Origin of the sequence: Roseofilum sp. Guam, from assembly GCF_017746735.1 — a bacterium.
GTDB classification, from domain to species: domain Bacteria; phylum Cyanobacteriota; class Cyanobacteriia; order Cyanobacteriales; family Desertifilaceae; genus Roseofilum; species Roseofilum reptotaenium.
Genome location: NZ_JAGHZN010000038.1, coordinates 20,110 through 39,720, shown reverse-complemented (window position 1 = coordinate 39,720; position 19,611 = coordinate 20,110). Strand labels below are relative to the sequence as shown.

The window sequence follows — 19,611 nt, the reverse complement described above, 5'->3', positions numbered from 1 at the left end:
GTTCTATGTTAACATGGCGATCGAGTTGGATGCCAATGAGTTGAGATCGTTTGAATTCTCCAAAAGTCGAATCTGTTGCCGAAATTCCCGTAAGGCAGGACTTCGCCCTATGTCATAACTTCTTTTCAACCCCTCTTTCACCCAATCTGCTATTGGAAACTCTGGAAAACTTTTACTCTGTTCAATTGGCTTATACTCCCCATCTTCTAGAACATACATTTTTAGTTCATTTTCGCCATAAATCCACAATTCTGGAACCCCTAAGCGGAGATAAGCATCGGTCTGAGTTTTAGAGGTAACATCAACTTCAATTGCCAAATCAGGAGGCGGATCGATAGCTAAATTAATCCAATCTTTGCCACTCATTTGTTGATGATGGTCGATATAGAAACAGTCATCAGGCTCAAGTCCAAATCCCATTTCTTTACGTTTGAATGTAGTCGATCCAAAGCATTCACAATCGATCTCAAGTTCTTCTAACAAAATCTTGACCCAAAAATTGGGTTTCAAGCCCCGCCCTTTAGCTTCGCTGTGGGCGGCTTTTCTCCTTGTTGTTGAATGTATTGCTTAATCTTTTCTATCGGCGCACCTCCACAAGAAATAGCAAAATAACTCGGAGACCAAAGATGATCTGAATGGGGAACTAAGTTGAACTCCTTTCTAAGAAGACGGCTAGAAACACCTTTCAGATGATTAACCAACTTGGAAATTGAATACGTTGGAGGATATTCAATTAACCAGTGAATATGATCTTCTTCTCCATCAATTTCCAGAACAGCAAAATCCATCTTCTTCCCTAACTCTTTCAAGATCTCAGTTATTCGCAGCCTAATCTGTGTTGAAAGAACTTTTCGTCGATATTTTACGACAAAGACCAAGTGAACATGAAGAAGCGTAATGCTATGTCTACCGCGTCTATAGGATTGTTGATTCATGCAGACCCAATATGCTACACTCAATACTGTAGCATAAAAAATTCCTAATGAAAGCTCGATATCGCTACCGAATCTATCCAACTTTTGGACAACAAATCTTATTGTCCAGATTGTTTGGTTGCGTTCGCGTGGTGTGGAACGATGCGTTAGCTTTCTCTGTCGATCAATATCGCTCTGGAAAGAAGAAGCCAAGCAATAGTCAATTACAGAAAAAGTTTATTACTCAAGCCAAAAAAGAGTCTAACCGCCAATGGCTATCTCAAGTTTCTAATATCCCTTTACAACAATCTTTGAGAGATCTGAATACGGCTTATCAGAATTTCTTCAAGTCGAGCAAAGGTGAGCGGAAAGGGAAACCAGTGCGACCGCCTAGATTCAAGAAGAAACAGTCACGCCAATCAGCAAGATTTGCTCGGCATGGCTTCTCAATCAAAAGGGATAAAGTCTATTTGGCAAAAATTGGCTTACTTAAAGTGATTTGGTCGCGTCCATTGCCCTCTAAACCTTCATCGGTCACGGTTATCAAGGATGCGGCTGGGCGCTATTTCCTCAGTTTTGTGGTAGAAATCGCGCCAGAGAGCCTTGCTCCTAATCAACATTCAGTGGGCATTGATTTAGGAATTTCCACTTTTGCCACGTTATCGACGGGTGAAAAAATTGATGCCCCTAAACCGTTAAAAAAACAACTTAAAAGACTGCGGAGAGTGGACAAAAATCTGTCCAGAAAACAGCAGGGGAGTAAACGATATGAGAAGGCTAAAAAACGCCGAGGTAAGTTGTATGCCAAGATAAAAGATATTCGCAATGATTTCTTGCACAAACTATCAACAAGGATGATCCGTGAAAACCAAACGATTGTCCTCGAAGATCTAAACGTAGCAGGAATGGTTAAAAATCGTCGCCTTTCTAGAGCAATTAGCGATTTAGGTTGGCGGCAATTTCGGACTTTCTTAGAGTCCAAGTCTGATAAATATGGTCGCGATTTTCGAGTCATTAATCGCTGGGAACCTACCTCTCAAAGGTGTTCGTGCTGTGGGTTCAAAGGTGGCAAGCTTGATCTATCGATCCGGAAGTGGACTTGCTTGAACTGCGGTGCAACCCACGATCGCGATGTTAATGCCGCAGTGAATATTCTAGTCGCCGGAGGGTATTCGGAGACTCTAAACGGACGTAGAGGAGAGCGTAAGACTTCCGTCAAGGGAGCAGCAACCGTTGAAGCGTCAACTCATCTGGAATTCAAGCAGTTATCGTTATTTGATACTGCTTGAATAGACAGGGAATCCCCGTCCAGAGCGAAGCGGCGGGCGGGGAGGATGTCAACATATCTCCAATGAAAGATTTAGCTCGTTCATGTTTTGGTAGGGGCATTCTGATTTCTAAAGTAGGGTGACTGTAAGCAATGCGACTGGCACGTTTTTCTCCCAGTTCAATTAAAAACTGCTCAAATTCTTCCCAGTTTAGGTCATGAATGAGGAGTCTTTGACCCGGGGGAATATCGAGTTGTTGGAGCTGGAGAGTTAGAGGCATAGGAATCGGTTTGCAGTCAAGAATCTGAATTATATTGTAACATCAAGTCCCGATCTGCTCTGGCTGTTCTGAGGGAGTACTTTCTTGCTCTGATGAGGGATAAGGGCAAGATCTGCCATAATGCAAACAAGAAGAGTAAAATCACAGTTATGGCCAAGTCTCGAACCCTCTACATTTGCAATCAATGTGGGGCAGAATTTTCGCAATGGTTCGGTAAATGCTCTGCTTGCAACAGTTGGGATTCTCTGATTGAACAGGTGAGCGGCCCGGTGACCACCAATAACCGTTTGGGGTTACTCAATCAGGAGTGGCGAAAGGATGGGGGGCGATCGCCGACCCAGAGCGGTCAGCCTCGTGCTGCCATTACCCTGGATGCGATTTCTGACCAAGCGGTTTTACGCATGGATTCGGGATATTCAGAGTTAGATCGGGTACTCGGTGGTGGAATTGTGCAGGGGTCTTTGGTACTCATTGGGGGAGAACCGGGGATTGGGAAATCGACGCTCCTGTTGCAAATGGCTAATCAGCTCTCCCAACGTCATGCGGTGTTATATGTGTCTGCGGAAGAGTCGGGACAACAGGTGAAATTAAGGGCAGCGCGGTTAGGAGTGGGAGAGGAAGAGGAAGAAGAGGAGAAACCGAAACTTAAGCATGGATTTGATGCCGTCATCGAACCGAAACCGAAGAGCAAAAAAGGGGAAAAGTCGGAAGAGCCACAATCGAAGTTTTTTCTGTTACCCGAAACCGATTTAGAGGAAATTTTACGGGAGTTGGAAGCGCTGAAACCCCGTTTAGCGGTGATTGATAGTATTCAAACCATTTATTTTCCGTCTTTGTCCTCTGCTCCGGGTTCGGTTGCTCAGGTGCGCGAGTGTACTTCGGCACTGATGCAGGTGGCGAAACGGGAAAATATTACCCTCTTTATTGTCGGTCATGTGACCAAGGATGGCTCTTTAGCGGGGCCGAGGGTGTTGGAGCATTTGGTGGATACGGTATTGTATTTTGAGGGCGATCGCTTTGCCTCCCATCGGTTGTTGCGATCGATGAAAAATCGCTTTGGCGCTACCCATGAAATTGGCGTGTTTGAAATGGTAGCTCAAGGGTTAGCAGAAGTATCGAATCCTTCAGAGTTGTTTTTGGGGAATCGGGATGAGAAGGTGTCGGGAACTTGTACCATTGTCGCCTGCGAGGGGACGCGTCCGATTGTGGTGGAGCTGCAAGCACTGGTGAGTCCGACGAGCTACGGTTCCCCCCGTCGCGCGACGACTGGGGTGGATAATAATCGCTTATTGCAGATTTTGGCGGTGTTGGAGAAGCGGGTGGGTATTCCTTTATCCAAGCTCGATACTTATGTGGCTTCTGCTGGCGGGTTAGGGGTGGAGGAACCAGCGGCAGATTTGGGAATTGCGGTGTCCGTGGTTGCTTCATTCCGCGATCGCCTCGTCGATCCGCGCACGGTGATTATTGGCGAGGTGGGATTGGGTGGGCAGGTGCGAGCCGTGTCGCAATTAGAACTGAGATTAAAGGAAGCGGCGAAGCTCGGCTTTAAACGGGCGATCATTCCCAAAGGTCAATCCTTACCCGACTTAGGCTTAACCATTATCCCAGTGGGGCGGGTTTTGGATGCGATCGTTTCTGCCATTCCCGTACAACCTCCCTCCGAAGGTTCACCAGAGTCCGAGTTGGAATTGGACGAATTAGACCTTTAATAGACCATCTAAATCAATCATCAACTCTCCACAGCACCCAAGGCTTTTAGGTTGGCTTTTTGTGCCTCACTTAAACCCACGACTCCGGAAATATTCGCCCCCTCATAAGGTCTGGGAACCCTCAGAGTTTTGATGCATTCCCCTGTCTCCATATCCCAGAGTTTGATCGTCTCATCTGCGCTGCTACTGGCAAGAATTCGACCATCTGGACTAAAGGAAACTGCTAATACCAAACTCTGATGACCGCTCAAGATTCTATAGGATTCATGAGTGTAGACATCCCAAATGTGTACCGTATTTTTTTCTGCACCACTGGCTAAATATCGACCATTGGGACTGAATGAAATAATATAATCCCAGACCTGCTGACTGGGAAAAATGGCTTGACATTCCTGGGTGTTCATATCCCATAGTCGTACAGTACAATCATAGCTCCCTGTCGCTAATAAGGTTCCATCTGGGCTAAAGGCAACTGATGTAATATATCCTGTGTGTCCTGAAAAACCAGTGAGAGTGTCATCTGTTTCCATATTCCAGAGTTCAACCTTGGGATCAGTTCCAGCAGTTGCGATGGTTTTATTATCGGGACTAAAGGCTAATGCAAACAGTTTTTGGGAGTACATTTTGGTTGTAAGATGTTTTTTGGTTTGAACATCCCACAACTCAATTTTGCGATCGTCTCCCGTACTTGCCAGAAAACGGCCATCTGGGCTAAACGCAACCACATAGATATTATCCGTATGCTTGTTTAAGGTTTCTAAACATTGACCGGTATTCACATCCCAGAACTTGATCGTCAAATCCCAACTACCACTGACGAGCGTTTGACCATCTGGGCTAAATCTCACTGACTGTATACGCCCCTGATGTTGTCGCAACTCACGCCTGAGATCTCTGGTCTCGACATCCCACAATCGAACAACCGAATCATCACTCGCACTGGTTAAGGTGCGACCATTGGGACTAAAATAGATTGAGCGTACACAATTCTTCCAACCTTCTAAAACCAGATTTAGCTTAGGCTCGTTCCTATTTTGGAGATTCCACAAATGGATTTGTTTATTGGAAGCGCTAGTGGCTAACATTGTCCCATCTGGATTAAATGCAATCTGCATTATCCAAGCGGTATATCCAGGTAATGTATCGAGTAACTCCAGATTGAAATAGCTAACTCTCCACAATTTTACAGTGCGATCGCCACTACCACTGGCAAGAATTGTCCCATCAGGCGTAAAGGCTAACGTTCTTACTTCATTTTGATGGTCGTGTTTGGTGATGGGGTGAGGAATATCATTGAGATCGGCAATATTCCAAAGCTTGAGGGTTCGGTCACCACTGCCACTAGCTAGGAGCTTGCCATCCGGACTGATGGCTACAGCAAATACTTCCCCTTCATGACCTAATAAAGTCGTCAAACACTGACCATGAGTTAGATCCCACAGTTTGATCGTCTGATCATGACTGGCAGTCACTAAAATCTTCTCATCGGAACTAAACACAACTCTACTAATCCAACTCGTATGCCCTGGCAATGTCAGCAAGCATTCACCATTGGTAATATTCCAGAGTTGCGCTATGCTATCGTGATTGCCAGTTGCTAACAGTTGCCTCTTCAGATTTAAGCAAGCCGTTTTGAGTTCATTAGAGTCAATAGATAAACTGTTAATACACTGAGTTGTTGTCCGATTCCATTGCTTCACTGTTTTATCCGCACTAATGCTTACCAATGTTTGACCATCAGCTTCAAATTCAATCGCTCTAATAACATGATTGTGACCTTCCCAAGTCCATAGTTTTTGACCATTCGCGACTTCCCACAAATGAATTTTGCCCGCTTCATCCCCAGTCGCGCAAAATTGACCATCTAGAGTAAATGCAAACGCTCGGACTTCACCAACTAACTCTGTAAACAGACAGTTACTGAGATGAGCATGGGTCAGATTAGCATCCTGGAAGTTAGCCCCAATCAGATTCGCCCCTTGCAACACTGCCCCCCTAAGATCGCACCCTCGCAACGCCAGAGGGTTCATTTTGAGTAGTAGCGTTGCTGCATTTGCACCCACATAACCCACTTCTTCTGGTGTTTTACCTTGTGTTGCTTGTATCACCTTTCGTAACTGCTCCTCGGTTGCTTCTCCTGGAGAGATCATCGGCAACAATAAATCCAGAACAGCCTTTTCCTGGGTTAAGCACCTCTGTCCCAGAGTAGTCAATAAATTTTCTACAGGTTCTCTATCCAAAGTTTCCAGAGGTGGGAGAGAAATCATATTACCTTGAGCATCGACTTGGCGTTGGAAATAACTAGACCAAGTGTACGTTTGAGCAGTATCTTGGGGATGACGATGAGACTGTGGTTGCGCCACTTCCAAAAAATCAGCAGGCAAAATCCCTAACTCTGCTGCAAATTTATAAGCGACAAAAAACTCTAGCAAAGAACGATGAGCTGGACTATAGTCACCGTCCTCATTCCGAATCAACATCGTTTGACCCATCATGTCATAATGCCAGTGGTCTAAATCAGTTTGTTTTTGCACAATGGGTTGAAACAAGCGACGAATTCGATCTGGAAATTCCTTATAATTCAGGCTCATTTTATCCTTTGCAAGCATTTCCCAGGAGAGTTCGCAGAGAAAATAGAGCTTATCAGCTAAAGACGTAAATGTGCGCTCTTGCTCAATATCTCGTTCCATTTTCCGTTTCACGGCATACAAATAAATCCGAGGTAAATCAATGGCTTTTCCGGCTTCAATGTCCGGGAGTGCATCTAGAATTAACTCGCTCATTAAAGGACGACGAGCCACATCTAAAAGCTGAGAATTACCCATAATTTTTTCTACCGTATTCCCTTGAATCTGACCAGAAAGAACTTGACGAATTTGGTCATGGTTAAATTTCTTCAATTCTAGGGTTTCAAATTGTGGAGGTTCCCCAGTCAGATTAGCCACAGAAGCTTGTAACTCCCCATTCAGTAAAGCACGACCTTCCTGCGATTCTGGGAAATGCTCAGTCCGACAAGTAAGAATCACTTTTGCTCCAGATACAACCGTTTGCGCTAACTTCCAAAAGTTATTAATCACCCGTTGCCGGTCTATTCTCGCAGCCATTTCATCAAAGCCATCAAAAATAACCAACAATTTACCCATCTTATTCAGCAACTCAAACGCAGAATAACCGGGTAGAGGGATTTCATGTTGCCGGAAAAAGAATTCAGAAAATAGCGACTCAATATTAACTGCTCTGGCATAGTCGCGCAACAAGATAATAATCGGCAAGCGCGGACGTTCAACGCCTTTTTTTTTAGCCTCTAAATACCGTTGCAGTTGCACCCAAGCATAGTGAAAGACAAACCAAGTTTTACCTGTACCAAATTCACCCAAGACCGAAAGATGCTTTTTCGCTGGGTCACCTTGCCATTGATCAACATACCCATCAATCCAGCCATCTTCTTCATCATAATGACTAACCACCATTTTGGGTGGATTTTCCGGATCGACTTCTTCTTTCCTACAGGCTAAGGGAACATATTTTTCATCAATTTCTCGCCGTTGCACTTCCTGTTCCAGCCATTCACAATAACTACTAAAATCAGCTTCTATATCAAGAACTTCATCAAATGTATAGCAAAATATTTTTTTATTTTCTTCCTTATTCGCTCGATGGCGGGCCGCTTTACTAATACGACGAACCGCCACTAACCATCCCTCATCAGTCTTCTGATTGTCCACCGACTGACGTAACATATTGAGGTCGTAGCATTGCGCTTCTCCTTCTACTCCTCGAACTAGAATCCGATCCCATCCTCGCCGCGCTTTAACTTTAATAATCCATTCAAAAAAACGTTTTCTTTGGTTAACTCCTCTAATGCTGTAATTCGATTCAAATTGATAATCCAAAATTTCAAACCATTCTCTCATATCTTGAGGCAGGAGAAACGGATGTTCATTATTCTCAGATTGAAATTCTGTTTCAATTACAGATCGAAAATTAGTTTTAGTGACTCTTTGATTAAACAGATCGCTCAGTTCTTTCCATAATCTCATTCCCTCCTGCTTAACATGACCTTCGTCATAATTTTTTTGCTCTGCAATTGCTGGATATGTTTTTCTTGATTCCCAAGACAAGCAGAAAATATCATTCCGTAGTGTGGTTACCTCCAGCTCTTTTCCGTACTCTTTACGATATCTGTTGCAGACATACTTAAATGCCTCTACTGCTTGCATAATTGACCTCTTTCCAATCGGCATAGTCTTATATGGACTATCCTCCATTGTAAATACCGTCAAGCTTCAATAGCTAGCCTTTTCTCAAAGTCCTAACTTTTTCTAACTTTCTCGATCAACTAAATCTAACTTCTGCCAGGTCACCCTAACTAACTTTAGGGTGGAATTTATCGATTAAAAAGGGCTAACGAAATCGGACTGACGCAAGAATTCTATACCCCTAAAATTTTACCTATAGCGTTCAGAAAAAATACCATGAAGCTCCGACAATCCCCTCGACAGTGCCTCTTTCTAGTTTGTGAATGTCTGTTGATTAACTTAGCCGGTCTTTATTTGGGTACACCGATCGGCTTTAGCTTAAGCGCGATCGCCCTAATCTGGCATCTCTTCCTAGACTGACCGCTTTTTTAACTTCATTAACTTCAATTATATTAGGAGAACTCCAGAAATATTTAACTTCTTCAACTCTGCTAAAAAATCCCAACCCTCTCATTTTCCCTATCCTTTCTATGTCGATGATTTAGAACTCGAAGCTATAGTTGATCAAACCATTTCTCCCACTTGTCCTGGAAGGGTACAATGGCGTTCAACGACTTGGCATGCTCGCTGTATGCATCCAGTTACCCTCTTACCTGGCCAAGTTTGCCGTGTTGTTGATATGCACAGCATTACGTTGATTGTTGAACCCATTACCCAGAAGTTTTGAATGTACTGCATTTAAAAAGACGAGAATCATGGAACTTGAACGATTTGGGCAATAGTTTCCCCGAAACGAATAAAGTCTCTAGGATTTAGAGTCAATAAAATATCTACACCGACATTGATAGCTGCTTGCGCGATCAATGCATCATAAATAGAACCTCCAGTCAGATTTAGACTCACCATGTTGGTCATCACCACATGATAATCTTTCGCTTCTAGAGGAACTGTTTCTAATCTCTCTAAATTTATTTTCTGTAATTAACTGTTGAGCTAAATGAGCAGAAATACGCGGTCTCAGGGGAAGACGAGTGAGTACCGAGTAAGTTTCTGCTAGAGTATGGGTAGCAACAAACCCATCAATTTCTCCTACTTTTGCTTGATCTAGCCAATCAGCACAGGATTGATGATGGGGATGGCTCACTACAAACGCTGACACCAAGATAGAAGTATCAAACAGGACTTTTACCAATTCATTTGCTCCTGAATTCGTTCCTCTCGTAAAGCATGGATAATATCAAGGTTATCGTTTCTTTCTGAGTTCACTACTAGCACACTCCCTTCATAGGAAACGTTCGCTTCTTCGTGAATGGGCGTTAAGATGATTTTTCCATCTTTTACTTCTAAATTCAGAGCGGTAACAACCCCTAAACCGAGTTGTTCTTGTACCGCTTCGGGGAGTTGGATGCGTCCCCATTCATCAATCTGAACGGTCATAATTCTTAATCTTTTTTAACGCTTCAACGTCATTCACTATTTTAACCAATTTAGTTTACCGAAACCAGTGATTCACGATATTATCAATAATCAAAAGATGCACTTAATGATTTTCGATCCAGAACAGGAGGTGATTTGTCAATGGCTCAACTAGAGAATAAGCTGGAGGATTATCGCAAAATCATTGCTCAGATTCTCCAAAATCACGGTCAATATAAACCGAGTCATGGAGAGATAAAAACGTTCATGATTCAAGATGAAATGGCGAATAATTGCTTATTACTCGATGCCGGATGGGATCGGACTGGACGGGTTCATGTGGTTGTTTTTCATCTGAGGATTGTTGATGATAAAATTTGGATTGAGGTCGATGGTACAGAAAAAGGGATTGCCTTAGAATTAATGGAGTTAGGAATTCCTCAAGAAGATATTGTTTGGGGATTTATTCGACCCCAAAATCGCCCTGTCACCAAGTTTTCTGTAGCGTAATTGTAAGGAGAAGCTTTAGACCTTTAAGGATTTGTCTTTATGATGTTTAGAATAGGCAAAGGGCTTAAGCCCCTTGCCTATTCTAAACATTATCCCAATTACAAATCCGACATTTTCACTGAGGATTGTTGTTGTTTTCGGGAAATGGTAGTATGGAGTTTATCTAATAATTCCTCCGTCAATTTTTGAAAGGCTTTAGAGCCACGGCTATGGGGATGAGCTATGACCACTGGTAAATAACTATCGACAGATTTCGAGACATTTACATCGGAAGGGATGCGAGTTTTAAACAGTTTCGCCTCACTATAATCTGTACGTACCCGGTTCATGACTTGGCGATAATAGCGGCCGATAAATCCGCCAGCCATGGTGAAGACAATGCCAAGCATTTGAATATCTAGGGGATGTTCATCTTGATGGACTTCTCGCAGTTTGGCTAACCGACGCTCTAAAAGCTGAATCCCGATTAATGATAAGGGTTCTGGACGAGCGGGGAGTAAGTAAAAATCGCTGGCAGTCAGGGCACTGCGAGTTAAGAGATTATAGCCAGGGGCACAATCTAAAATAATGTAATCATATTCGTCGATGATGGGTTTTAAGATCCCCTCAACCAAGACTCTCTCAAAGCGATTCCACACAGTTTCAAAACTGACTTGTTCCCGATAAACGGCTTTTTCATAAATCATTTCTGAAACTGAAAATTCATCATACATATCAATGTCCCCAGGCAGCAAATGGAGTTTGGGGACGTTACAGGCATAGGGAATGATGATATCTTGGATCGGAAAAGCAGCTTTAGCGGCTGGATTAATCGCTTTTTTGACCAGTTCTCTTAACGTGCGTTGATCTCGCCTGAGTTTAGCAAAGTCGGAGGGCGACATCATACTGAGGGTGGCGCTGATTTGAGTATCTAAATCGACAATCAAAACCCGCTTGTCGTGGTATTTGGCAAGACACGCCGCTAGATTAACCGTGAGGGTGGTTTTGCCAACCCCTCCTTTCATATTGACAGTTGAAATAATATGTCCCATAGGTAAGATCCAGTCAGTTCGGTGGAAAAATGTCCAGAAAATGTACAGTTATAAGCCTTTGTGATGCCGAAAGTCGAGCAGAGGGCTTGCATCTAGCAGTTGTGCCTTTCAAATCATAATGCCTATCTACAGTCCAAGGGGCAAGAGGCAACAAACAAGAGGCACAACCGGTTTTTCCTGCTCCCCACTGCCCACACCCTACTCAATTTGCATGGTATTATTGAGACTTAATATCGGTTTGTCAATGTTTGCACTCTGGAGATGGGGTGAGAAACAGATTGTTCTGGTATGGTTAAATGTGGCTGCTCTGAGATTGAGGCAAAGCGGGAATGGATTGGATGCGATCGCTGATTTGGATGGACTATCGGTTAGTGGCACTGGTGGGGATCGGTATTCCCTTGGTACTGCTGATTTGGTCGCTGGTGAAACAGTCTGCCCCCCTGATCCGCCTGATGATTATCTATTGGCGGGTGGCTAGTTTACTGATTATCTCCCTTTATTTGATGATTGGGGGAGCGCCCATTGGCTTTGTCAGTTCTATATCCGCCCGGATTTTGATTCCCATATCCCTCTGGTTTTGGATTGACTTGAATGAGGAAATTGAGGATATGCCCCCGTCTCGTGCCCTGAAACTGGCGTTTACGGCTTGGCGCTGGGCGGTAACGGTATTTATGGGGATTGGGGCGATCGCCCAATTACCCTCGCTACAATGCGCTTTTTTACCTACGCAAGAATTAATCCAAAATGACTTTTGCCGACTCTGGTTAGAAGCACCTTGGGGTTATAAACTATTATTCCACAATGCCACCAGCGAACGTTTCTTAGGCTTTGTGGGTATCCTAGGATTGCTGATTTATACGGCTTATCTGAGCTATTTTCTCCTGATTCGCCTCGGGAAACAAGGGCGAACAGCCGTTGGCCAATAATAAATTTAAATGCATCATGACAGATAACAGAAGCATCTACAGCCTATCGTCAATAGTCTCTCTAGGACTGATAATACTTACTGGCTGCGCAGAATCTAACATTCCCCTCCTTGAAATTGAAGTGAATGATGGCTCTTTCGTTGCCTATGGCGTTATAGACCGCAGTGCCATTTCCACGTTTGAGATGGCAACCAAGGACAATCCAGCGATCAAAACACTGGTTTTGCAGTGGGTGCCTGGTTCCATTGATGATACGGCTAATCTAGAGCTGGCGAGAACGGTGCGAGATATGGGGTTTACAACCGTAGTCCCAGAAGATGGACTAGTGTCTTCAGGCGGTACCGATCTATTTCTAGCAGGTGTGCAAAGAGATATTCAGCAAGGAGCTTGTCTCGGCGTGCATTCCTGGGGGGATGGTGATAGCCTTGACGGCCGAGACTTCCCTCGTGATGCGGATGTGCATCAACCCTATCTGGATTATTACAGCGATATGGGTATTCCTCAGGATTTTTATTGGTTTACTCTTGAAAAAGCTCCAGTGGATGGTATGCACTGGATGCTACCGACAGAAATCCAGCAGTATATGCTGGAAACAAGTGATGCACGGGGTGAGACCTTAAGCGAGATGAATGAAGAAATCTGTGGAGAGCGGGATGAGCAAGCCTGGCTTGAGAGATCGAACTCCTCTGATCGTTGATTTTGAGGGGTTGGAATCTTTTTAGCTCGTTTTTGGGTTGGCCATAACGTAACCTTGTGACCAGCAATATAAATGCGTCCGGAGTCCGGCAGACGATCGCCAGCACAAATAGACCGGCGAGAATCAGTAACTGACGGTTGCTGGTGGGAGGATTGCGATCTCTCATCGTTAGCTACTACTTTTAACCGGACGAAACGGATATAAAAAGTTTAGTAACGGATAAATTCCACGGGTTTGAATCCACAATCGTCCTTGTCCACTAAAGCGACAAACTAGACCTTCTCCCCCTAAAATTCCCGTTTTCAAACTCTTAAAACTTAATCCGCCAATCACCTCCACATTATACTGCAAAGTGTCCTCAAAAGCAACGATATAACCCGTATCAACTACATAAGCTCCTTCCACCGGAATTTCGATAATTGCCCCATAAGAACTAAACCAAAAATCACCGGTTCCACTGGCTCGCAACAGGAACAAAGATTCACCGCTAAAAAAGCCTTTTAGCCCTTGAAACTTCGTGTCTATGTCGATCGTCTCACTGCAAGCTACAAACCCAGAAGATTGTACGATCAACCCCTTACTGCCATCGAGGGCATAATACTGAATATCTCCTGGCACTCCAGGAGAAATATATAACGATCCTCCTGCTTTTTCGGCTGTAAATTCATTAATAAACAGAGACTCACCCCCTAACATTCTGCCCACACTTTTGAGCATACCGCCCTTCATTTTTGACTGCATAGTGATACTGCTATCCATGGCTGCCATGGCAGAAGCTTCCACTAATACCTTCTGTTGGGGAAGTAAATTCAACACCAGGGAGGCATAAGCTGGGGAATGGTCAATTTGATAAGTAAATTGTGACATGATAATGGGTAATGGGTAATAAAAGGTCAGTGAGTAGGATGGGCAGGAAAATATAGCGCTTTGCACTAGGGAATAGGGAATAGGGAATAGGATTGTGATACATGATTTTGGGGATTCAACACTGTCCCTCATAACGCAAGCAAAGTGCTGTAAGTAATATGATTGAGCTTCTATAGCAAGTCTCTCTTCTATCGAGTACAGCTTGAAAGCTTAGATCCTTAGCAATATAAGCTATTGCAAGAGTCCCTCTTGCCCTGCCCATCCTACGATAATTGGCAATTATTTACGCTCAGGTAATTGCGATCCTACCGTCAATCCAAAGCTACCTGAATTATGGGTTTGGCAGTACACTTTTCCCTTGCCTTTGAATCGACAAATAAATCCTTCTCCCCCAAAGAATGCCCCCAACCAACTGGAGTTGGCTTTACCAATTTCAAAGTCCAAACTCCGTTCAAAGGCGACAATATGACCTGTGTCTACAATATATTCCCCATTGACATCAATCTCATAAATTCCACCAAATGAGGTAAGAATCACAGGACCTACTCCTGATATTTTTAGCCAAAAAATGGCTTCACCTGAAAATAAGGATTTTAAGCCTTCAAAGCCAAGGTCAATAATCACATCAGACGCACAAGCTAAATAAGAGGCGGCTTGTACCACTAATTCTTGTCCTGTCATCTCGTAAACCATGACATCTCCCATCAGTGTAGGAGCCAGAAAAACTTCACCATTAGGAGTCGGCGATCGAAATACACTTAAAAAGAGGGATTCTCCGCCTAACATGCGCTTGAGTCCTCCCATAATTCCGCCCCCTTTTCCTTGGCGAAGGGTAGTACTGGTGTTGATAGAAGCACTCATCGCCACCATGGCTCCCGCTTGAGCAATGACTTCTTCACCACTGTTGAGCGTCACTTTGGCGATCGCACTATCAGGCTGCTTCAGTAATTGAATATCCATAAGCGATAATTAAACCATCTCTTAATTGCGGACTTTCGGACGTAAAAAACTGACCAAACCACTCATACTTCTTGATTGCAGGTAAATCACTCCTTTTCCTTTTAGACGATTAACCAAGCCTTCCCCAGAAGCGATTGAGCTAAAAATGCCCCCTGATAAACCAATGCTCATTTTGATATTGGGACTATAGGCAACTAAATGGCTATTATCAACAATAAATTCTCCCGATACACTCTCTTGAGAGATGCCACCATAAGCACCAAAAAAAACTTTTCCGCTACCGCTTACTTTCAACGTAAAGAATCCCTCTCCAGCAAACCAACTGGCAAAACCAGCCCAACGTACCCCTAATTGAATATTAGGATCGCTGGCAATATAAGCCCCCGGTTGTAAACAAAGGGCATTTCCCGTTAATTTGACACATTCAATATCGCCAATTAAGGATTGAGTAAATACTACAGTTAAAGGCTTTTGGGTCTTATTTTGAAAGCGATTGACAAATAGGGATTCTCCCCCGAAAAACTTCCGCAGTAGGGCAGAGAAAAAGCCCCCAGAAAACTCGGTTTTCATGGATAATGCCCCATCCATACTCGTCATCGCTCCCGCTTCAGCAATGATTTGTTCTCCAGGGTTCAGGGTGACAAACACAGACGCGAATGCGGGTTTATAGCGAATTTCATAGGACACAATGTTTAAACCCCTGTACAATAAATCTTGATTTACCGACAGGCGTATCATATTTTTTGAGTGGGAAGGGATTTTTTAGGTTTGTTTTAAGCTTCCGTCACTCACAGTACTTAAGAAAGATCATTAAAACTCTTGGATAGGACTTCTGCAAGAAGTCTCTTAAAAGCGATCGCTCTCTGGAGCCGTTCCTCCAGGATTGAGTCCGGGCTGACTGAGGAAGAAGTTTTCAGCACTATCATTTTGATACACACAATTGACCTTGGGATTACTGTCAATACTGCCCGTATAAGCAAAGGTATTCATCCGATTCTTACAATCATTAAACTTATCACGGGGCAGGAGATTGCGCTGTTCCAAAATCACCCAGTTATTGCGCCGGAGTACACATCCTGGTTGCATCGCGGGTTGAGAGATATAGACGCTAAAGGGGTTTAAGGTAACATACAGGCGAGCATCCATCACCATCGCACTCGCTCCAAATTTCACACATAATTCTGGATCTGGGGCACTGCGATCGATAAAATCACGGGAAGCCACATTTTCGGGGGATAGAGTAGTCGTGGAGCTAAAGGCGATCCCGATCCCGATCCCCAGAACAAAGATCCCTCCCATCAAAGCCACCAACGTATAGTTAAATGGAGAAGATTTGGGGCCAAAATTACCGGTTGATTTGCGTCTTGAGCTGGTTCGAGTCATAAATTTTAGATTAGCACAGAGGAACGGGAGAAGCGGGGTTGAGCCACTCTAAACTCTAGTATGACGAGTTTGGCCACAGATTGCCTACTGATGCGATCGCCCCAGCCGCCAAAACTCTTTTGCTTGGTGCCATGAGGCACTATAGTAAAACAAAGGCCATACCTGGCTCAACCTATTTGCTTGCTCGTGTTAGGAGAGTACATTATGTCAATTCTATTTCAACTATCCCTATTTGCCTTAGTTCTTTTATCCTTTGTCTTAGTAGTGGCTGTTCCCGTTGCCTATGCTCTTCCCCAAAACTGGGAACAATCTAAACCCTTGCTGTATGTTGGTTCTGGATTCTGGGCGATCCTAGTTGTCCTGGTTGGCATCTTGAATTTTTTTGTGGTTTAAGATTCTGGGCAGGGGGCAATCCTTAGTTATCTTTGAGACTAACTGTTGTCCCTCCCTAGAAATAAGCCTTTTCAAGGGCAATGACTTGAAAAGTTGGATGAGAGCAAGCCTTAGAAATGGGGACTATAGCGTGAAACATAGTTCTCCCCTTACCGATTACTGATTACTGAGCAAAGTGCTATAACTATGACCGTTTTTGAGGGAACATTTACTCAGACCGAGGGACTAAGATTTGCCATTATTATTGGTCGATTTAACGACCTCGTAACTGGAAAACTACTCGCTGGGTGTCAAGATTGCTTAAAAAGACATGGGGTAGATATCGATCCAAATGGGACTCAAGTCGATTATATCTGGGTTCCGGGGAGTTTCGAGATCCCTCTAGTGGCTCGGCAAATGGCGATCGCCAATCAATATGATGCCATCATTTGTTTAGGAGCCGTGATCCGAGGCGACACCCCCCATTTTGACTATGTATCGGCTGAAGTGTCCAAAGGCATCGCTGCGGCTGGATTTCAAACCGGAGTCCCAGTTATCTTTGGTATCCTCACCACCGATACCCTACAACAAGCCCTAGAACGGGCTGGAATTAAAAGTAACCTGGGTTGGAATTATGCCATGAATGCCCTAGAAATGGCCACCCTCATGCGCCAAATCCCTAAGTCTCAACCCTCCTAGTAGACTGACCCTCTTCCCAATCTGCGCGCCCATATCGTCTCCGCGTCCGGAGTGTCCCCGTGTCCCCCTGTCTTCTTCTCAGACTCCCCCTCAACAAGTTTTAGACTAGGGGACTGGTATTGAAGTACAAAAATAGGGTATTATAGAATGTCTGTGTTATAAGCAGATTCGGGTTATTCCCAGGGTAACTGGTACAACCCCCTTGTAGAGGTTTGGAGGCTGCGAAAATGCGTCCCCACTGTAAACCCCAGCAAAAGATACGGAGATAATTACTAGGAAATCATTCGCATGGTCAATCAGGAATTAATGGCTACAGACATCGGTTTTACGCACGAAGATTTTGCTGCACTGCTCGATAAATATGACTATCATTTTAGCCCCGGCGATACCGTAGCTGGTACGGTTTTCAGTCTGGAGCCAAGGGGCGCTCTGATTGACATCGGCGCGAAAACCGCAGCATACATTCCCATTCAGGAAATGTCCATTAACCGCATCGATACCCCAGATGAAGTCTTACAGTCTAACGAAACCCGTGAGTTCTTTATCCTTACCGATGAAAATGAAGATGGACAACTGACCCTCTCCATTCGCCGCATCGAATATATGAGAGCGTGGGAAAGAGTCCGGCAACTGCAAGCAGAAGATGCAACAGTTAGGGCCCAGGTATTCGCCACAAACCGAGGTGGAGCCTTAGTCAGAATTGAAGGACTCCGGGGATTTATTCCTGGTTCCCATATTAGCACTCGCAAACCGAAAGAGGATTTAATGGGTGAAGAGTTGCCCTTAAAATTCTTGGAAGTGGATGAAGACCGCAATCGTTTAGTTCTCAGCCACAGAAGAGCGCTCGTAGAACGTAAGATGAACCGCTTGGAAGTGGGCGAAGTCGTCTTAGGGATGGTACGCGGTCTCAAACCTTATGGAGCATTCATCGATATCGGTGGAGTCAGTGGTCTGCTGCACATTTCCGAGATTTCCCACGACCATATCGATACACCCCATAGTGTATTCAATGTCAATGATGAGATCAAAGTGATGATTATTGACTTGGATGCCGAGCGAGGCCGGATTTCTCTGTCTACTAAGCAACTCGAACCTGAACCGGGCGATATGGTTAAGAATCCCGATTTGGTTTACGATAAAGCCGAAGAAATGGCAGAGCGCTATCGCCAAAAACTCCGCGCTCAAGCTGAAGGGATTGAACTTCCTCAAGAAGGCTCGACTCCAACGGCTGAAACTCCTGTAGAGGAAGGGACAGCAGAAGAGACACAAGAGTCGGTTGAGGCTGTAGAAGAAGCCCCAGCAGAACCCCAGGTAGAAAATGAGGCTGAGGCTGAGGCTGAGGCTGAGGCATCGGAGCCGGAAGAAACGGTTTCAGACATCCCAGAAGAACAGTTAGCGGCTGCTGAATAGAAACCAAGGAAGGAGCTATGAGACCCTGGTGTGGGTGGGCGAGTCCCACCCAACTTTTTGTTATGGCGCTTCGCGCTAGGGAATAGGGAGTCGAAGTATGGTAACGGTTGTATGTCACGATCGCCAGTTTGAGAACATCAGCGCTATCCTATTCGATAAGGATGGAACCCTGGCCCACTCAGAACCTTATCTACGCCATCTGGCCCAGCGAAGAGCGCGCCTTATTGATGCCCAAATCCCTGGAGTCGGAGAACCGCTACTGATGGCCTTTGGGTTGGACGAACAGGGGTTTAATCCAGCCGGATTAACGGCTGTGGGGAGTCGTCAAGAAAATAAAATTGCAGCAGCGGCTTATGTGGCTGAAACGGGACGGTGTTGGCTGGAATCGTTGGAAATAATTAACCAAGCGTTCCAGGAAGCAGATCAGGTCATGCAGAATAAGGCCAAAGAAACAGTAGTACTGCCTGGAGTGGCCGAAGTGTTCGACCGTTTGCGGCGATCGCATCTAAAATTAGGCGTAGTCTCCTCCGATATCCGTGAAAATATAGAACAATTTCTCGATTTTTATCAACTCAGAGACTATATTCAAATTATTCAAGGAGCAGAACCCCACTTAACCAAACCCAATCCTCAAGTATTTTGGTCTGCTTGCGAACAGTTGGGAGTCTCTCCCCAACAGGTACTGATGGTGGGTGATGCTCCGGGAGATTTTACCATGGCGCGCAATGCCCAAGCCGCCGGAAGCATTGGTGTGGCTTGGGGATGGAGCCGATCACCGAATCTAGACCAAGCGGATGTAGCGATCGCCAAATTAGACGAAATACAAGCGATCGGTTAAATTGGGATGTTAGCTGGAGTTAAGGATTTTCTGACTCTACACAATTGAATCAACTTTATGGAAACCAGTTCCTAGTTTCTGTAGGCTCTCTTAGACAAGAGATAAAATCACTTGATTCGAGTTCAACCTCAT

The 19,611-nt window shown here is 44.5% G+C and carries 21 protein-coding genes and 1 pseudogene; 11 read left to right on the top strand and 11 right to left on the bottom strand.

Going from position 1 to position 19,611, the window contains the following annotated elements; genetic code table 11:
* Positions 1-3: 3 nt before the first annotated feature.
* Both J7529_RS15645 and tnpA read right to left on the bottom strand, forming a co-directional pair.
* Positions 4-483, bottom strand: a complete 480-nt coding sequence (locus tag J7529_RS15645; protein ID WP_318729775.1) for a Uma2 family endonuclease — start codon at positions 481-483, stop codon at positions 4-6.
* A 23-nt stretch (positions 484-506) separates the two neighbouring features.
* Positions 507-935, bottom strand: coding sequence for an IS200/IS605 family transposase (gene tnpA / locus J7529_RS15640; RefSeq protein ID WP_318729774.1), 429 nt, complete (start codon positions 933-935; stop codon positions 507-509).
* Between the two features lie 47 nt (positions 936-982).
* On the opposite strand from tnpA, the gene J7529_RS15635 reads away from it, so the two are divergent.
* Positions 983-2,203 carry an RNA-guided endonuclease TnpB family protein gene (locus J7529_RS15635; RefSeq protein WP_318729773.1) on the top strand — a complete coding sequence of 407 codons (1,221 nt, stop codon included), beginning with the start codon at positions 983-985 and terminating at the stop codon, positions 2,201-2,203.
* Here the strand turns inward: J7529_RS15635 and J7529_RS15630 are convergent.
* Positions 2,172-2,462 carry a hypothetical protein gene (locus J7529_RS15630; protein ID WP_318729772.1) on the bottom strand — a complete coding sequence of 97 codons (291 nt, stop codon included), beginning with the start codon at positions 2,460-2,462 and terminating at the stop codon, positions 2,172-2,174. The two genes, J7529_RS15635 and J7529_RS15630, sit on opposite strands and share 32 nt — an antisense overlap.
* A gap of 149 nt (positions 2,463-2,611) precedes the next feature.
* Between J7529_RS15630 and radA the strand changes: the two genes are divergently transcribed.
* Positions 2,612-4,171: a DNA repair protein RadA gene (gene radA / locus J7529_RS15625; RefSeq protein ID WP_318729771.1), complete on the top strand. Its 1,560-nt coding sequence runs from the start codon at positions 2,612-2,614 to the stop codon at positions 4,169-4,171.
* Between the two features lie 20 nt (positions 4,172-4,191).
* Here the strand turns inward: radA and J7529_RS15620 are convergent, their stop codons facing one another.
* A complete protein-coding gene (locus J7529_RS15620) occupies positions 4,192-8,391 on the bottom strand; it encodes an eIF2A-related protein (RefSeq protein ID WP_318729770.1) in 4,200 nt (1,399 codons plus the stop codon).
* A gap of 255 nt (positions 8,392-8,646) precedes the next feature.
* Between J7529_RS15620 and J7529_RS15615 the strand changes: the two genes are divergently transcribed.
* On the top strand, positions 8,647-8,790 hold the full coding sequence (locus tag J7529_RS15615; protein ID WP_318729769.1) for a hypothetical protein: 144 nt from the start codon (positions 8,647-8,649) through the stop codon (positions 8,788-8,790).
* A 16-nt stretch (positions 8,791-8,806) separates the two neighbouring features.
* Positions 8,807-9,097, top strand: coding sequence for an NfeD family protein (locus J7529_RS24750; protein WP_413038898.1), 291 nt, complete (start codon positions 8,807-8,809; stop codon positions 9,095-9,097).
* 141 nt (positions 9,098-9,238) lie between these two features.
* Here J7529_RS24750 and J7529_RS15610 read toward each other — a convergent pair whose 3' ends face one another.
* Entirely contained in the window at positions 9,239-9,562 is a 324-nt protein-coding gene (locus J7529_RS15610) for a PIN domain-containing protein (RefSeq protein WP_318729768.1), read from the bottom strand.
* Positions 9,556-9,807: an AbrB/MazE/SpoVT family DNA-binding domain-containing protein gene (locus J7529_RS15605; protein ID WP_318729767.1), complete on the bottom strand. Its 252-nt coding sequence runs from the start codon at positions 9,805-9,807 to the stop codon at positions 9,556-9,558. Before J7529_RS15605 ends, J7529_RS15610 begins: the two co-directional genes overlap by 7 nt.
* 141 nt (positions 9,808-9,948) lie before the next feature.
* Between J7529_RS15605 and J7529_RS15600 the strand changes: the two genes are divergently transcribed.
* The gene (locus tag J7529_RS15600) at positions 9,949-10,296 is read left to right on the top strand and encodes a XisI protein (protein WP_318729766.1); all 348 of its coding nucleotides are present in this window, start codon (positions 9,949-9,951) and stop codon (positions 10,294-10,296) included.
* 98 nt (positions 10,297-10,394) lie between these two features.
* Here J7529_RS15600 and J7529_RS15595 read toward each other — a convergent pair whose 3' ends face one another.
* Positions 10,395-11,327 (bottom strand): ParA family protein, encoded by a 933-nt coding sequence (locus J7529_RS15595; protein WP_318729765.1) that lies wholly within the window; start codon positions 11,325-11,327, stop codon positions 10,395-10,397.
* 329 nt (positions 11,328-11,656) lie between these two features.
* Between J7529_RS15595 and J7529_RS15590 the strand changes: the two genes are divergently transcribed.
* Both J7529_RS15590 and J7529_RS15585 read left to right on the top strand, forming a co-directional pair.
* On the top strand, positions 11,657-12,253 hold the full coding sequence (locus J7529_RS15590; RefSeq protein WP_318729764.1) for a DUF3177 family protein: 597 nt from the start codon (positions 11,657-11,659) through the stop codon (positions 12,251-12,253).
* A gap of 16 nt (positions 12,254-12,269) precedes the next feature.
* Positions 12,270-12,950: a hypothetical protein gene (locus J7529_RS15585; RefSeq protein ID WP_318729763.1), complete on the top strand. Its 681-nt coding sequence runs from the start codon at positions 12,270-12,272 to the stop codon at positions 12,948-12,950.
* 168 nt (positions 12,951-13,118) lie between these two features.
* Here J7529_RS15585 and J7529_RS15580 read toward each other — a convergent pair whose 3' ends face one another.
* From J7529_RS15580 to J7529_RS15565, 4 genes are all read right to left on the bottom strand, one after another.
* Complete coding sequence (locus tag J7529_RS15580; RefSeq protein WP_318729762.1) at positions 13,119-13,817, bottom strand: TIGR00266 family protein; 699 nt, start codon at positions 13,815-13,817, stop codon at positions 13,119-13,121.
* A gap of 279 nt (positions 13,818-14,096) precedes the next feature.
* Positions 14,097-14,777, bottom strand: coding sequence for a TIGR00266 family protein (locus J7529_RS15575; RefSeq protein WP_318729761.1), 681 nt, complete (start codon positions 14,775-14,777; stop codon positions 14,097-14,099).
* Positions 14,778-14,798: 21 nt separating this feature from the next.
* Positions 14,799-15,464, bottom strand: a complete 666-nt coding sequence (locus J7529_RS15570) for a TIGR00266 family protein (protein WP_318729760.1) — start codon at positions 15,462-15,464, stop codon at positions 14,799-14,801.
* 159 nt (positions 15,465-15,623) lie between these two features.
* The gene (locus J7529_RS15565; RefSeq protein WP_271940628.1) at positions 15,624-16,160 is read right to left on the bottom strand and encodes a DUF3172 domain-containing protein; all 537 of its coding nucleotides are present in this window, start codon (positions 16,158-16,160) and stop codon (positions 15,624-15,626) included.
* A 204-nt stretch (positions 16,161-16,364) separates the two neighbouring features.
* On the opposite strand from J7529_RS15565, the gene psbZ reads away from it, so the two are divergent.
* From psbZ to J7529_RS15545, 4 genes and pseudogenes are all read left to right on the top strand, one after another.
* Positions 16,365-16,553: a photosystem II reaction center protein PsbZ gene (gene psbZ / locus J7529_RS15560; protein ID WP_271940630.1), complete on the top strand. Its 189-nt coding sequence runs from the start codon at positions 16,365-16,367 to the stop codon at positions 16,551-16,553.
* 186 nt (positions 16,554-16,739) lie between these two features.
* Positions 16,740-17,210: pseudogene (gene ribH / locus J7529_RS15555) on the top strand (6,7-dimethyl-8-ribityllumazine synthase); the annotation flags it as partial.
* 309 nt (positions 17,211-17,519) lie between these two features.
* Positions 17,520-18,641: a 30S ribosomal protein S1 gene (locus tag J7529_RS15550; RefSeq protein WP_271940633.1), complete on the top strand. Its 1,122-nt coding sequence runs from the start codon at positions 17,520-17,522 to the stop codon at positions 18,639-18,641.
* 97 nt (positions 18,642-18,738) lie between these two features.
* Positions 18,739-19,479 (top strand): HAD family hydrolase, encoded by a 741-nt coding sequence (locus tag J7529_RS15545; RefSeq protein WP_318729756.1) that lies wholly within the window; start codon positions 18,739-18,741, stop codon positions 19,477-19,479.
* Positions 19,480-19,611 lie beyond the last annotated feature (132 nt).

Coding starts and splice junctions, on each gene's coding strand:
- tnpA (WP_318729774.1), bottom strand. CDS start 935: ATGAATCAACAATCCTATAGACGCGGTAGACATAGCATTACGCTTCTT.
- J7529_RS15635 (WP_318729773.1), top strand. CDS start 983: ATGAAAGCTCGATATCGCTACCGAATCTATCCAACTTTTGGACAACAA.
- J7529_RS15630 (WP_318729772.1), bottom strand. CDS start 2,462: ATGCCTCTAACTCTCCAGCTCCAACAACTCGATATTCCCCCGGGTCAA.
- radA (WP_318729771.1), top strand. CDS start 2,612: ATGGCCAAGTCTCGAACCCTCTACATTTGCAATCAATGTGGGGCAGAA.
- J7529_RS15620 (WP_318729770.1), bottom strand. CDS start 8,391: ATGCAAGCAGTAGAGGCATTTAAGTATGTCTGCAACAGATATCGTAAA.
- J7529_RS15615 (WP_318729769.1), top strand. CDS start 8,647: ATGAAGCTCCGACAATCCCCTCGACAGTGCCTCTTTCTAGTTTGTGAA.
- J7529_RS15605 (WP_318729767.1), bottom strand. CDS start 9,807: ATGACCGTTCAGATTGATGAATGGGGACGCATCCAACTCCCCGAAGCG.
- J7529_RS15600 (WP_318729766.1), top strand. CDS start 9,949: ATGGCTCAACTAGAGAATAAGCTGGAGGATTATCGCAAAATCATTGCT.
- J7529_RS15595 (WP_318729765.1), bottom strand. CDS start 11,327: ATGGGACATATTATTTCAACTGTCAATATGAAAGGAGGGGTTGGCAAA.
- J7529_RS15590 (WP_318729764.1), top strand. CDS start 11,657: ATGGATTGGATGCGATCGCTGATTTGGATGGACTATCGGTTAGTGGCA.
- J7529_RS15585 (WP_318729763.1), top strand. CDS start 12,270: ATGACAGATAACAGAAGCATCTACAGCCTATCGTCAATAGTCTCTCTA.
- J7529_RS15580 (WP_318729762.1), bottom strand. CDS start 13,817: ATGTCACAATTTACTTATCAAATTGACCATTCCCCAGCTTATGCCTCC.
- J7529_RS15575 (WP_318729761.1), bottom strand. CDS start 14,777: ATGGATATTCAATTACTGAAGCAGCCTGATAGTGCGATCGCCAAAGTG.
- J7529_RS15565 (WP_271940628.1), bottom strand. CDS start 16,160: ATGACTCGAACCAGCTCAAGACGCAAATCAACCGGTAATTTTGGCCCC.
- psbZ (WP_271940630.1), top strand. CDS start 16,365: ATGTCAATTCTATTTCAACTATCCCTATTTGCCTTAGTTCTTTTATCC.
- J7529_RS15550 (WP_271940633.1), top strand. CDS start 17,520: ATGGTCAATCAGGAATTAATGGCTACAGACATCGGTTTTACGCACGAA.
- J7529_RS15545 (WP_318729756.1), top strand. CDS start 18,739: ATGGTAACGGTTGTATGTCACGATCGCCAGTTTGAGAACATCAGCGCT.